Source organism: Croceibacterium atlanticum, assembly GCF_001008165.2.
GTDB lineage: Bacteria > Pseudomonadota > Alphaproteobacteria > Sphingomonadales > Sphingomonadaceae > Croceibacterium_C > Croceibacterium_C atlanticum.
On record NZ_CP011452.2, the window covers coordinates 563,902 to 577,107 of the forward strand.

At 61.3% G+C, this 13,206-nt stretch carries 12 protein-coding genes; 3 read left to right on the forward strand and 9 right to left on the reverse strand.

The genetic code is table 11. From position 1 onward, the window contains the following. Positions 1-3 precede the first annotated feature (3 nt). Complete coding sequence (gene mazG / locus WYH_RS02705) at positions 4-768, forward strand: nucleoside triphosphate pyrophosphohydrolase (protein ID WP_046902608.1); 765 nt, start codon at positions 4-6, stop codon at positions 766-768. Here the strand turns inward: mazG and hflX are convergent. The 7 genes from hflX to dusB all read right to left on the reverse strand — a co-directional run bounded on the left by hflX (position 765) and on the right by dusB (position 10,035). Beyond that, the gene (hflX, locus tag WYH_RS02710; protein ID WP_179945442.1) at positions 765-2,090 is read right to left on the reverse strand and encodes a GTPase HflX; all 1,326 of its coding nucleotides are present in this window, start codon (positions 2,088-2,090) and stop codon (positions 765-767) included. The genes mazG and hflX overlap by 4 nt on opposite strands. Beyond that, the gene (gene hfq, locus WYH_RS02715) at positions 2,090-2,650 is read right to left on the reverse strand and encodes an RNA chaperone Hfq (protein ID WP_046902610.1); all 561 of its coding nucleotides are present in this window, start codon (positions 2,648-2,650) and stop codon (positions 2,090-2,092) included. Before hfq ends, hflX begins: the two co-directional genes overlap by 1 nt. Before the next feature lie 164 nt (positions 2,651-2,814). Next, on the reverse strand, positions 2,815-4,200 hold the full coding sequence (ntrX, locus tag WYH_RS02720) for a nitrogen assimilation response regulator NtrX (RefSeq protein WP_046902611.1): 1,386 nt from the start codon (positions 4,198-4,200) through the stop codon (positions 2,815-2,817). Positions 4,201-4,219: 19 nt separating this feature from the next. Beyond that, positions 4,220-6,439 (reverse strand): sensor histidine kinase, encoded by a 2,220-nt coding sequence (locus tag WYH_RS02725; protein WP_082347770.1) that lies wholly within the window; start codon positions 6,437-6,439, stop codon positions 4,220-4,222. Between the two features lie 70 nt (positions 6,440-6,509). Continuing rightward, positions 6,510-7,925 (reverse strand): sigma-54-dependent transcriptional regulator, encoded by a 1,416-nt coding sequence (locus tag WYH_RS02730; RefSeq protein ID WP_046902612.1) that lies wholly within the window; start codon positions 7,923-7,925, stop codon positions 6,510-6,512. 23 nt (positions 7,926-7,948) lie between these two features. After that, the gene (locus WYH_RS02735) at positions 7,949-9,016 is read right to left on the reverse strand and encodes a two-component system sensor histidine kinase NtrB (RefSeq protein ID WP_046902613.1); all 1,068 of its coding nucleotides are present in this window, start codon (positions 9,014-9,016) and stop codon (positions 7,949-7,951) included. After that, positions 9,013-10,035, reverse strand: coding sequence for a tRNA dihydrouridine synthase DusB (gene dusB / locus WYH_RS02740; RefSeq protein WP_046902614.1), 1,023 nt, complete (start codon positions 10,033-10,035; stop codon positions 9,013-9,015). Before dusB ends, WYH_RS02735 begins: the two co-directional genes overlap by 4 nt. A 75-nt stretch (positions 10,036-10,110) precedes the next feature. Between dusB and WYH_RS02745 the strand changes: the two genes are divergently transcribed. Then, positions 10,111-11,277: a bifunctional 2-C-methyl-D-erythritol 4-phosphate cytidylyltransferase/2-C-methyl-D-erythritol 2,4-cyclodiphosphate synthase gene (locus WYH_RS02745; protein ID WP_046902615.1), complete on the forward strand. Its 1,167-nt coding sequence runs from the start codon at positions 10,111-10,113 to the stop codon at positions 11,275-11,277. Positions 11,278-11,350: 73 nt separating this feature from the next. Further along, on the forward strand, positions 11,351-11,848 hold the full coding sequence (locus WYH_RS02750) for a CinA family protein (protein WP_179945425.1): 498 nt from the start codon (positions 11,351-11,353) through the stop codon (positions 11,846-11,848). Here the strand turns inward: WYH_RS02750 and WYH_RS02755 are convergent. Both WYH_RS02755 and lipA read right to left on the reverse strand, forming a co-directional pair. Then, positions 11,809-12,270, reverse strand: a complete 462-nt coding sequence (locus tag WYH_RS02755; protein WP_046902617.1) for a type II toxin-antitoxin system RatA family toxin — start codon at positions 12,268-12,270, stop codon at positions 11,809-11,811. The two genes, WYH_RS02750 and WYH_RS02755, sit on opposite strands and share 40 nt — an antisense overlap. After that, positions 12,270-13,205 (reverse strand): lipoyl synthase, encoded by a 936-nt coding sequence (lipA, locus tag WYH_RS02760; protein WP_046902618.1) that lies wholly within the window; start codon positions 13,203-13,205, stop codon positions 12,270-12,272. Before lipA ends, WYH_RS02755 begins: the two co-directional genes overlap by 1 nt. Between the last annotated feature and the right edge of the window lies 1 nt (position 13,206).

The window sequence follows — 13,206 nt, forward strand, 5'->3', positions numbered from 1 at the left end:
TATATGTCCGAACAGTTGAACCGTCTTCTCTCCATCATGGCCCGCCTTCGCGATCCGGAGAATGGGTGCGAATGGGATGTTGCGCAGACATTTGCCACCATCGCGCCCTATACGATCGAGGAAGCGTATGAGGTCGCCGACGCGATCGAGCGGGCTGACATGGATGAACTGCGCGGCGAACTTGGCGATCTGTTGCTGCAGGTCGTGTTCCATTCCCGCATGGCCGAGGAAGCCGGACATTTCGCGTTCGAAGATGTCGCCCGCTCGATCTCGGACAAGATGGAGGCCCGACATCCACATATCTTCGCCGCCGTCACGGCTGGCACGGAAGATGCGGCGCGCCAAGGATGGGAAGATATCAAGGCCGCAGAGCGGAACGACAAGGGCGACAATAGCGCCATGGACGGGGTTGCCCGGGCCTTGCCCGCGCTGCTGCGTGCGGAGAAATTGCAGAAGCGCGCAGCGCGTGAAGGTTTCGACTGGCCCGATATTCAGGGGCCGGCAGACAAGCTGGTCGAAGAAATGGGCGAATTGGCCGAGGCGGCGCCGGACGATCAGTTCGAGGAAGCGGGCGACCTGCTCTTTGCAGCAGTCAACCTGGTGCGTGCTTATGGCATCGCCCCGGAAGATGCGCTTCGATCCGCCAATGACAAGTTCGAACGCCGCTATCGCGGAATGGAGCAACTTGCGGGTGGCTCGCTATCGGGCCTGTCTCTCGATCGGCAGGAGCAGCTCTGGCAGGACGTGAAAGCTGCCGAGAAAGGCTAGCTATTCAGCGATTCAAACCGGCCCCATTCCTTCTCGGTCAGTCGCACATCAATCCGGCGCAGGGGGCCCTCCTCCCCTTCTCCAGCATCCTCTTCGGCAAGTACTTCGCCATGTGCATGAAGCCACGCAATGCGCGCCCCGTCGCTGGCGGACACCACGATGGAATGAAGGCGCGCGCCCGCGGTGAGAACTGCGCCGAGCCTGGCGCGCAATTCCTCGATGCCGAAGCCGGTTTCGGCCGAAATCGGCAATATGTCCGGATCGGAATCGGCGATGGCCTTCAGTTCGGCCGCCCGGTCCTCATCAAGCAGATCCCATTTGTTCCATAATTCCACAATCGGCATGGCCGGATCGGAGCCCTCGCCCTCGATCACGCCCAGCCCTGAAAGCACTTCCAGCACCTGGGCCTTCTGCTGGGCATTGTCCGGATTGGACATGTCGCGGACGTGGCAGATTATGTCGGCCGCAGTCACTTCTTCCAAAGTGGCGCGGAATGCGGCGACAAGCTGGGTCGGCAAGTCGGAAATGAATCCCACCGTGTCCGATATGATCGCCTTTTCCACGCCGGGCAGCTGTATGGCCCGCATCGTCGGGTCCAGCGTAGCGAAGAGCAAGTCTTCCGCCATGACGTCAGATCCGGTCAACCTGTTGAAAAGAGTGGATTTACCGGCGTTTGTATAGCCGACCAGCGCGACGACCGGCCATGGCGCCCTGCCCCTTCGGGCACGATGGAGGGCGCGTGTCTTTCGCACCTGTTCCAGTTCGCGGCGCAATTTGCCCATGCGGGCACGGATCATCCGACGGTCGGCCTCGATCTGTGTTTCACCCGGGCCGCCGAGAAAGCCGAAACCGCCGCGTTGCCGCTCAAGATGGGTCCAGCTGCGGACAAGGCGACTCTGTTGATAATCCAGATGAGCGAGTTCGACCTGCAGCCGCCCTTCCGCGGTTGCCGCACGCTCCCCGAAAATTTCCAGAATCAGCCCGGTCCGGTCAATGACCTTGCGCTTCAGCTTCTCTTCCAGGTTTCGCTGCTGAATAGCGGACAGCGCGCCGTCCACGATGACCAGTTCCGCCTCGTTCAGGTTGCAGGCGCTGTCGATCCGTTCGATCTGGCCTTCGCCGAACAAGGTGCCGGGGCGCACATCGCGAACAGGCAGGATGAAGGCTTCGGCAACCACGATTCCGATCGCTTGGGCGAGACCTTTGGCCTCTTCCAGGCGAGATTCGGGATCCTGCGATTGACGCTGGCCGCGTATGTCCGGGCAGACCACCAGGGCCCGCGCGCCGCGAGTTACCTCGCCGGCGATATCGTCATCAACAATCAGACTGAATCGCCCCCGTCGTCGCCCAGATCAGTCGACAGATCGACCGGGGCCGCAGGCTGAATCGTGGAAACCGCATGCTTGTAGGCAAGCTGCACGAATCCTTCGCGTTCCAGCAACATGCAGAACAGGTCATAGGCGGCGATCCGGCCCTGCAGCATCACGCCATTCACCAGGAACATGGTGACCTGAACGCCGGCATCACGGACGCGTGACAGGAAGATTTCCTGCAGCAGACGCTGTTTCTTGCCGCCGTCGCCACCCATGCCGAATTGTTCGGCATCGACCGGTGCGCTGGGCATGATGGTGGAAATCGCATGTTTGTAAACCAGCTGCGACTGTCCATCGCGCCGAAGCAGGATCGAGAAATTATCGAACCACGTGACGATGCCCTGCAGCTTCACGCCTTTGACCAGGAACATCGTGACCGGCATCTTTTCGCGCCGAAGGTGATTGAGGAACAGATCCTGCAGATTGCCTGTCTTGCCACCATTGGGCGCGGGCGGGGTTTCCTCCACTTTCGGAGGTCTGGCGCGGGCGGACAGGGTACCCTTGGTCATTCGAATGACTCCACTTCTTGTTGGCGGCCGCAACTGCGCACCGCATTCTGGCGCCTGCCTGGTCCAATGGCCGGCAACCGATTAACGCGACATAAGCCTATAAAGCTTGGAGCATTTGCGCAATTCCCGATCGCCATCCGCGTTTCCGGATCGGGAATTTTTGTTCATTCCTTCTCGGGCAAATCGTTCCGATCGTTCATGCCGAGCAGCTTGAGCTTACGGTGCAATGCCGAACGTTCCATGCCGATAAAGCCGGCGGTCTTGGAAATATTGCCCGAAAAGCGCCGAATCTGGATGCGCAGATATTCACGTTCGAAGCTCTCCCTCGCCTCTCGCAAGGGGACGCCCATCAATGTGGTGATGCCCGATCCGCCTTCCCCCGAACCACCGGTGATTTCCGGCGGCAGCATATCCGGTTCGATTCGTGCAATCCGGTCACGCGGGGCGAGAATCACCGTCCGTTCAACCACATTGCGCAGCTGGCGCACATTTCCCGGCCAGTCATAGGCTTGCAGGGATGCCAGTGCTTCCGGCGTTATCTCTGGCGGTTGCACGCCTTGCTCCCGCGCATAACGGGTAAAGAAATGGTCGGCCAGCGCCGGGATATCGTCCCGCCGTTCCGCCAGCGAAGGAATCGTCACCGGCACGACATTCAGGCGATAGAACAGGTCTTCGCGGAACCGCTTTTCGGCGATCTCCTTCTCCAGATCGCGCGCCGTGGATGAAACCACGCGTACATCGACACCGATCTGGCGATTGCCGCCCGCACGGACGAAGCTCTGTTCGGTCAATACGCGCAGGATCCGCGCCTGCGTATTGAGCGGCATATCCGCCACTTCGTCGAAATAGAGCGTTCCCCCGTCGGCCATTTCGAGCAATCCGGGGCGCACCAGCTTCCCGTCAGCTTCCTCGCCGAACAATTCCTGTTCGAACCTTTCGGGCGTTATCCGTGCGGAATTGACCGTAACAAATGCCTTTTCGGCGCGCGGGCTCCATGAATGAAGCAGGCGCGCGGCCACTTCCTTCCCTGCCCCCGCCGGACCGGTGATGAGCACACGGCTGCCAGTGCTGGCCACGCGCTTCAAAGTCGCCCGCACCTGGTTGATGGCGCTGGAATTGCCGGTGAATTCCTCGTCCAGCGCGATGCCTTCGCGCAGGCGGGCATTCTCCCGGCGGAGGCGTTCGGTTTCGGTCGCCCGCTCCACCAGTAGAAGCAGCCGTTCCGCCTCGAACGGCTTTTCGATGAAATCCATCGCACCGCGGCTGACAGCGGAAACGGCCGTATCGATGCTGCCATGGCCCGAAAAGATGATGACGGGCAATTCCGGTTCCCGCGCCTTGATCGCGTCGAGCACTTCGAGCCCGTCCATCGGGCTGCCGTGCAGCCACACGTCGAGCAGCACGAGGCTGGGCCGCCTTTCATCCACCATCTTCAGGGCGGAAGTGGAATCTCCAGCGGTGCGGCATTCATAGCCTTCATCGCTGAGAACGCCGGCGACGAGTTCGCGAATATCCTGCTCATCGTCCACCACCAGGATGTCGAGCGCCATCAGAGCTTCTCCTTGGAAATCATTCTGCCGCCTCGCTATTCGTCGCGGCAGCGGCGGGATCGCGGGCGAAACGGAGCGTGACGCAGGTGCCGCCGCCATCGGCGGGCGTGAAAGTCAGTTCGCCGCCATGTTCTTCGACAATCTTCTTCACGATCGCGAGGCCGAGCCCGGTGCCCTTCTCCCGCGTCGTGACATAGGGTTCCATGATCCGTTCGGCCGATTGCGGCAGTCCAACGCCATTATCGACCACGCGAACGCAGAAATAGCTGTTGTCAGCAAATACGCTGACATTGATGCGGCCGCGAAATGCCTGATCTTCGCCCCGTGCGCGGGCATCCACCGCCTCCGCCGCGTTCTTCAGCACATTGGTCATGGCCTGGCCGAACTGATGCCGGTCGCAATCGATATGCGGAAGGTCAGGCTCCGCCTCGAAACGATAATCCACTTCCTGATGGGCCACTTCCTGCAGGAACAGCGCCTGGCGGACGAGATCGACCGCATCTTCATGCCGGAAGACCGGCTTTGGCAGGCGGGCGAAGGACGAGAATTCATCGACCATCTTTCGCAGGCCGCCGACCTGGCGAATGATCGTGCCGGTCAATTCCTCGAACAGCTGGCCGTCTTCATGGATCTGCTTGCGATACCGGCGCTTGAGCCGTTCCGCGGCAAGCTGGATCGGCGTGAGCGGGTTCTTGATTTCATGCGCAATACGCCGGGCAACGTCGGACCATGCCGCCTGGCGCTGGTCGATCAGCTGGCGGGTGATGTCTTCGAAAGTGATCACATGGCCTTCTGCCGAAGGCGCGACCTTCACCGCAAGCGTCAGCAATTCGCCGGATCGGTTATATTGCACGATACCGCTGCCGGTTTCGCTTTTCAGAAGCGCATCGATCTGCGGGGCGACGACCGACAGTTCCAACCCGACAGGCGTTGGCCCCGCAGTGTCGAGCAACAGGTTCTGTGCGGAACTGTTCATCAACAGGACCTGCCCTTCCCTGTCGACCGAGATGATGCCGGCTGTGATCGATTGCAGCACCGCCTCGATAAATGCCCGTCGATCCGCAAGCTGCCGATTGGCGCCGATCAGGGCATCCGTCTGCCGTTCGATCTGCGCGGTCATGCGGTTGAAGGCGCGGTTGAGAAGGCCGATTTCATCGGGGCCGGTGCGCCCTTCGATGCGGAGCGCATAATTGCCGCTGCCGACTTCGCGCGCGGCACTCACCAGTTCCGTCAACGGCTTTACCTGACGATCGGCGAAACGCAGGGCGAACCACACTGCCAGGCCGACCAGGGCCAGCGATACGAAGAACAGGGCCAGATTGAAACGGACCTGCAACACGCGAACCCGCTGGGTAAGCAGATCATAACCGCGCGTAACGTTCTCCGCGAGTTCCCACTGGCTGAACGCCAGGGGGTTCGCGTCACGCATGACATACAGATAGAGCCCTGAAGGCTGATCGAGCACAGTGACCACTTCGATCTGGTCGCGCGTGGCCGTGACCACGGCCTCTTCACTATTGCGGACCTGCTGGAGCACTTCCGGCGAAACACGCTGGCGGCTGAAATCCTCGCTCGGATCAACGATCGCCACGACGTTGAGAGCGCCATTCTCTCCTTCCTGGAGGATGGCGCTTTCATTCAGATCGCGGGAATAGACCTGCAGGCCGTATTGTTCCTGAAACTCCTGACTGGTCAGGTCCGAGCCTTGCAGCACGAAACGCAGGTCGCCCGCCATCGCCATGGCCTGCGCGCTCATGGAACGTTGATTTTCGTCGTAATAACCGCGTGCAAGCTCGTTCGCGTCCTCCAATATTCCGCGTTGCTGGTCGGAAAACCAGAACTCCACACCCGACTGGAACAGGATGCTGGCAAAGACAGCCACCAGCAGCGTCGGGATGGCAGCGACCAGCGAGAAGAAGAACACCAGATTGACGTGCAGACGCGCCGTGGTTCCGCCGGCCCGCCTGATTGCCATGCGCCGCCCGAACAGCACGATCAGGGCCAATGCGGGGATAAGCGTCCCCACCAGCATGGCTGCCGCCTGGGTTGAAGGAACCGGCTCCCCCGGATCGGAGAAGCTTGCAAGTGTCAGCCAGGATGCCGCCAGCATGACCAGCAGCGCAATCGCCGAGGAGACTTCCAGCCAGAAATACAGGTTCGCCCGGCGAGCGATCACCATGGATCGGCGCCACCAGCGCGGAAGTCGCCTCAGGCGATTGGGCTCGGCATGTGAATCCATCGTTGCAATCCTACAACGAAGCTGTTGCAGTTTTGCAAGGGCAATTATGTAATAGTTTGCGGACGCGCCGTCAGTTGCGCTGGGTGAAACGTTCCGGATCGATATTCAGATCATCCAGTCGCTTGCGCAGGGTGTTGCGATTGATGCCCAGCAATTGCGCCGCGCGCAATTGATTGCCCGCCGTCTCCCGCAAGGCATGTTCGAAGAGCGGTTTTTCGAATTCCGCCAGCGCAGTGTGATACAGGGTGCCCGGCGTGAAATCGCAGCGCGAAAGCCATGATTTTACAACGTGGCTGAAATCCTGGTTGCCCGGTGCAGCGGTTTCGGCGTTTGGCCGGTTTGAAAGCAATTGCCGGACCGTCTCCGCATCGATTTCTTCCTCGCGCGCCAGCAAGGCGATGCGATAGATGAAATTGCGCAATTCGCGGACATTGCCCCGCCACGGCTGCGTGGCCAGCAGGTTCGCGGCCTCCTTGGACAAGCTGTGCGCGGGCAACCCTTCGGCGGAGGCGCACTGCAGGAAGTGGACGGCCAGCGGCGTCACATCGCCTTCCCTCTCGCGCAGAGGCGGCAAGTGGATGGGCACGACGTTGAGCCGGTAATAGAGATCTTCGCGAAAGCTTCCATCCGCGATCATCGGGGCAAGGTCGCGATTTGTCGCCGCAATGATGCGCACATCAATCGCGGTTTCGTCCCGCCCGCCCACGCGGCGGATTCGTCCTGATTGCAGCGCACGCAGCAGGCGGGTTTGCGCCTCCGGCGGCATATCGCCGATTTCGTCCAGGAACAGCGTACCGCCCTGCGCCTGTTCGAACTTGCCGATATTGCGGCTGACGGCGCCGGTAAAAGCGCCCTTTTCATGGCCGAACAATTCGGCTTCGATCAGTTCGCGCGGAATGGCCGCCGTATTGACCGCCACGAAAGGGCCATCCTTGCGCGATCCCAATTGATGGATCGCTTCCGCCACCAATTCCTTGCCGGTGCCGGATTCACCAAGGATAAGCACGGTCAGGTCATTTCGCAGGACGCGTGTGATCATCCGATACACATTCTGCATGGCCTGACTGCGGCCGATCAGCGGCAGTCCGTCGGGCGCCGCCGGTTCGGTGGTGGCGCCGCCGACAGTGGCGTCAGCCGCCTGGCAGGCCGCGCGCACCAGATCGTCCAGGTCGAAGGGCTTGGGGAAATATTCGAATGCGCCATTATCAGTCGCGCGTACCGCGGTATCCAGCGTGTTCTGCGCCGACAGGATGATGACCGGCATATCCGGGCAAATATCCTGCACATCGCCGAGTGTCGCGATGCCGTCCCCATCCGTCAGAAGGACATCGGTGAGCATTACGTCATATTCGTTTTCGGACAGTTTCCGGTCGCGGCAGGCAATGCTGTCGCACCGATCGACGGTAAAGGCCTCCTCCTCCAGAGCCGCCATGATCACCATCGCAATCGAAGCGTCGTCTTCAACCAGCAGCGCGCGCCTGCCCATTGCCTCTTTTCCCCCGCCTGTCCCTATTTCGCCATGGGCAGATGCACGCGGAAATGCGTCCATCCCCCGTCTTCGTCCCGCTCATGGCTGATCCGTCCGTCCATGTCGCGCACCAGCTTGTGAACCAGGGCGAGGCCAAGGCCCTGCCCGTTCTTCTTGCTCGATACGAAGGGTTCGAAAATGTGATCGCGCAGGGCCGGATCGATCCCCGGTCCATTATCGCTCACTTGCACCTCGATCGGCAGCTTAACAGGTCTGCCCAGGCGGATCACATTCATCACCAGACCGCTGACGAACCGGGTGCGCACCACGATTTCCGGTTGGTCCTGCCCCTCGCACGCGTCCCGCGCATTGCTGAGCAGGTTGATGAGAACCTGTACCAGCGCCCCTTCATTGGCCAGCACGGGCGGCAGCGAAGGATCGAATTCTTCCCGGATCGGGACGGGGCTGGAACTTGCCGCCACCACGGTATCGCAGGCCCGGTGAATCGCGGCATGAAGATTGAAGGGGGAAACCGGCTCCGGCTGCTCTCTTCCCAGGCGCTGCATCCGGTCGATCAACTGCGCGATCCGGTCCACCTCGTCGGCAATGAGGCCGGTCAGTGCACGGTCTTTTTCTTCGAGCTTGCGTGAAACAAGCTGAGCCGCACCGCGAATGGCGGAAAGCGGGTTCTTGATCTCGTGCGCGAGAATGGCGGGGCCGCGCAAGCCGCTGGCGCGATCTTCATCGCCAAGCCGATCGCCCTGCCCGGCATCGGACAGCGTGACTACACGCCAGCCTGGGCGGGAGGATACGGCCGAAACGGTAAGATTGATGGTCATTGCCCGGTCGTCCACCTGTAGGGCAAGCCCCCGCGCGACTAGCTGGGATTCTTCCTGTGCAACCAGCCGCTCGACAATACGTTGTTCCGCGAAAACAAGGATATCCAGCAACTTCTTGCCGATCAGGCGGCGGGAACTGCGGCCCAGCAAATTCTCCGCCGCGGGGTTAACCTCGCGGATGACGAGGTCCGGATCGACCAGCAGCAAGGCGAAGGTCAATCCAGCGATCTGCTCGCGCGGTTCCGGCGGACCGGCGAGGATATCACTCACGCCGCGCGCCGCCTGAGGAACGGTTCGTAAAATCGTTCCAGCTCGCCCAGAACCTGTTCGGGATCGTCGATGAAATTGGCCCTGTTCCGGAACTCGGCGGAGCCATGCATCCCCTTGGTATACCAGCCCAGATGCTTGCGGGCGATCTTCACGCCCACATCGGCGCCGTAATGATCCAGCATGGCGCGATAATGTTCGACCAGCACATCATATTGCTCGTCGAAACTCGGGCTCGGCAGCATTTCGCCCGTGCGCCACCAATGCATGACCTGGCCCAGAAGCCATGGTTTGCCATAGGCCCCGCGACCGATCATCACACCATCGGCGCCGGATTGTTCCAGCGCATCCGCCGCATCCTGCACGCCGCAAATATCACCATTGACGATGACCGGGATCGAAACCGCATCCTTCACCTTGCGGATAAAGGACCAGTCGGCATTGCCCTTGTACATCTGGTTGCGGGTGCGGCCATGGACGGTAACCATCCTGATGCCCAGATCTTCGGCAATCCTGGCCAGTTCCGGCGCATTCAGGCTGGCATGATCCCAGCCCATGCGCATCTTAACGGTGACCGGTACGGACACGGCCCTCACCGTTGCTTCCATCAGCTTCGTCGCCAGCGGCACTTCCCGCATCAATGCGGAACCGGCAAAGCCGTTAACGACCTTGCGAACCGGACAGCCGAAATTGATGTCGATAACGGCAGCCCCGCGATCCGCATTGAGCTTGGCCGCTTCGGCCATGCTTTCGGGATCGCAGCCGACAAGCTGCATGGAAACGGGTTCTTCGATCTCGTCCCAGGCGGCCTTCTGCAGCGACTGGCGCGTCTCCCTTATCATCGCCTGGCTGGCAATCATTTCGGTTACGTTGAGGCCGGAACCATAGCGGCGCACCAGTTTGCGGAACGGCAAATCGGTAACGCCCGTCATCGGCGCAAGCACGACGGGACAGTCGATCCTGATGGAGCCGACATCGATCGGCTTCAGCGCCGGTGGGGTGGGAAGAGAAGTTTCAGTCATGCAGTGCCTAAATAATAGGCAGGCGCATAGTGGATTGCGACTGCCCTCGCAAGGCGCTAGCGCCCAGCCAGCGCCATGCCCTCATCTCCTGACCAGAACCGGATCCCTTTCGCCGCGGTGATCGTCGCCGCCGGAAAGGGGCTACGCGCCGGTCAGCCCTTGCCCAAGCAATTTGCGCCCTGGCGCGGAAAGACCGTTCTCCGCCATGCGGCAGAGGCGATGCGGAATGCCGGTGCGAGCCATATTGTGGCGGTTATTCCCGAGAATGCCGATCAGCTTGCCGCCCAGGCGCTCGACGGGCTCGGAGATGTCGTGCTGGTTACCGGCGGGGCATCGCGACAGGAATCGGTACATCTCGGGTTGCAGGCGCTGGAGGGCATCATGCCCGAAATGGTGCTGATCCATGACGCGGCCCGCCCGGATTGCCCCGAGCGCGTCGTTCACGACCTGCTCCGCGCGCTGGACGAGTGGTCCAGTGCCATCCCTGTTCTGCCCGTTGTCGACAGTATCGCCCTGGCGGCGGATGGCGTGATGGCCGGCAGCGCCCGGCGCGAGGCGCTGCGGCGCGTTCAGACGCCCCAGGCCTTTCGCTTCGCCGATATACTCTCAGCGCACCGGAACTGGCATGGGGAACCCAACGCGGGCGATGATGCGCAGGTGGCACGCGCGGCCGGTCTCGAGATAGCGCTGGTTGAAGGCGACGAGAGGCTGCGGAAGCTGACATTCGCGGAGGATTTCACGGATAGCGCCCCACCCCTTCCATCCTTTCCGAGGATCGGGACCGGCTTCGACGTGCATCGCCTTGCCGATGGTGAAGACCTCTGGCTGTGCGGCGTGCGGATCGATCATGTGCAAGGGCTGGCCGGCCACAGCGATGCCGATGTCGGCATTCACGCTTTGGTGGATGCAATATTGGGCGCGGTCGCTGCCGGAGATATCGGCCAGCATTTTCCGCCCAGCGATTCCCGGTGGAAAGGCGCTCCGTCCAGCCGCTTTCTGGAACATGCTGTCGGACTGGCGAAGGAAGCGGGTTACAGGATCGGCAATGTCGACCTCACATTAATCTGCGAAGCGCCCAAAATCGGGCCACATCGCGATGCGATGCGACACCGGCTTGCGGAGCTGCTGGGCACGGGAGTAGATGCGGTGAGCGTGAAGGCCACGACGACAGAGAAACTGGGCTTCACCGGCCGCGGAGAGGGAATCGCGGCGCAGGCGGTGGCAAGCTTGATCCCGCTGTGACGGGCAGGGAAGCGCAGCACATCGCCGGAAAAGACAGGCTGCGCCCTTTCCGGTCCCAGCAATTGGAAAACGAATGACCGATTCACTTCTTCCTCAAGACATCGTTTCCCTCGCCCGCCGCGTGGTCGAGGAGAATGCCGCGATCGGTCGCAAGATCGCGCTGGCCGAAAGCTGCACTGGCGGCCTGGTGGCGGCTGCACTGACCGAGATTCCCGGTTCGTCCGCTGTTCTGGACCGCAGTTTCGTGACCTATTCCAACGAGGCGAAACAGGAATGCCTGGGTGTGGCGGAGGACATTATCGACGCTTTTGGCGCGGTTTCCGTCGCCTGTGTCTATGCAATGGCCCGGGGTGCACTGGAAAACAGCCACGCTGATATCGCCGTGGCGATCAGCGGGATTGCCGGGCCCGATGGCGGGACCGACAAGAAGCCGGTCGGCACAGTGGTGTTCGCCCGCGCAAAGCGCGACGAGGAAGAGCCTGATGCCGAATCCCGCCTGTTCGAGGAGCATGACCGCTCCGGCGTGAGGCGTCAGGCGACGCTTTGCGCGCTCGAACTGCTATTGCCGTAAAGTTCGTCCGCGCGCGTTTCGAAGGCGTTCACCATCTTGCGGAAGGCGCGGTCGAAATACTGGCCCGCCAGCATTTCGAACATCTTGTTCTTGAAGGTGAAATCTACCTGGAATTCGATCTCGCAGCCCCCGCCTTCCAGCGGGCGGAACAGCCAGACATTATCCAGATCCCGCATCGGCCCGTCGATATAATGCACTTCGAGCCGTTCCGGCCGCTGCTTTTCCACCCGCGAGGTGAACTTTTCGCGCAGAGCCTTGAAGCCGACCAGCATGTCCGCGACCATTTCCTCGCCATTGTCGGAGCGCACACGCGTGGCGACGACCCAGGGCAGGAATTCGGGATAGTTGCCGACATCGGCAACAAGATCGAACATCTGCTCCGCGCTATATGGCAGGCGACGTGTTTCGTGAATTCCAGGCATCAGGCGGTGCGCTTCGCCTGTTTTGCCAGCTTTTCTTCGCGTGCGGCCTGCATCTGGGCGAAATCTTCGCCCGCGTGATAGCTGGAACGCGTCAGCGGAGTGGACGCGACCTGCAGGAATCCCTTGGCCCGCGCGACCGAACCGAACGCTTCGAACACTTGTGGCGAAACGAAATCTTCCACCTTGGCATGTTTCGGGGTCGGCTGGAGATACTGGCCCATGGTGATGAAATCGACATCGGCGCTGCGCATGTCGTCCATGACCTGGTGCACTTCCAGGCGCTGCTCACCCAGTCCCAGCATGATGCCGGACTTGGTGAATATCAGCGGGTTGTGGCTCTTCACTTCTTCCAGAAGGCGGAGCGACGCGTAATAGCGCGCACCGGGCCGGATCGTCGGATAAAGGCGCGGGACGGTTTCGAGATTGTGGTTATAGACATCGGGCCCGGCCGCACAGATCGCTTCCACCGCCGCGCGCATCTTGCCGCGGAAATCGGGTGTCAGGATCTCGATAGTCGTGTTCGGGGTCGTGCGGCGCAGCGCCTCAATAACTTTCACGAACTGGCCGGCCCCGCCATCGGGAAGATCGTCGCGATCGACCGAGGTGATGACGATATGTTCCAGGCCCATTTTCGCGGCGGCCACGGCCACATGTTCCGGCTCCAGCGGATCGACCTTGCGCGGCATCCCCGTCTTCACATTGCAGAACGCGCAGGCGCGCGTGCAGACATCGCCCAGAATCATCACCGTCGCGTGCTTTTTCGTCCAGCACTCGCCGATATTCGGGCAGGCCGCTTCCTCGCACACCGTATTCAGGCCGAGGTCCCGCATGAGTTTGCGCGTTTCGTGATAGCCCTTGCTGATCGGGGCCTTGACGCGGATCCAGTCCGGCTTGCGTTGGCGCGGCTGGCGTGGAGCTTGCGAAAGATCATTCATC

Bases quoted from the DNA above. Each gene is read 5' to 3' on its own strand.
- WYH_RS02755 (WP_046902617.1), bottom strand. From the start codon at position 12,270: ATGCCTGGAATTCACGAAACACGTCGCCTGCCATATAGCGCGGAGCAG.
- WYH_RS02730 (WP_046902612.1), bottom strand. From the start codon at position 7,925: ATGGGCAGGCGCGCGCTGCTGGTTGAAGACGACGCTTCGATTGCGATG.
- lipA (WP_046902618.1), bottom strand. From the start codon at position 13,205: ATGAATGATCTTTCGCAAGCTCCACGCCAGCCGCGCCAACGCAAGCCG.
- WYH_RS02750 (WP_179945425.1), top strand. From the start codon at position 11,351: ATGACCGATTCACTTCTTCCTCAAGACATCGTTTCCCTCGCCCGCCGC.
- dusB (WP_046902614.1), bottom strand. From the start codon at position 10,035: ATGACTGAAACTTCTCTTCCCACCCCACCGGCGCTGAAGCCGATCGAT.
- hfq (WP_046902610.1), bottom strand. From the start codon at position 2,650: ATGACCAAGGGTACCCTGTCCGCCCGCGCCAGACCTCCGAAAGTGGAG.
- WYH_RS02725 (WP_082347770.1), bottom strand. From the start codon at position 6,439: ATGGATTCACATGCCGAGCCCAATCGCCTGAGGCGACTTCCGCGCTGG.
- mazG (WP_046902608.1), top strand. From the start codon at position 4: ATGTCCGAACAGTTGAACCGTCTTCTCTCCATCATGGCCCGCCTTCGC.
- ntrX (WP_046902611.1), bottom strand. From the start codon at position 4,200: ATGGCGCTCGACATCCTGGTGGTGGACGATGAGCAGGATATTCGCGAA.
- WYH_RS02745 (WP_046902615.1), top strand. From the start codon at position 10,111: ATGCCCTCATCTCCTGACCAGAACCGGATCCCTTTCGCCGCGGTGATC.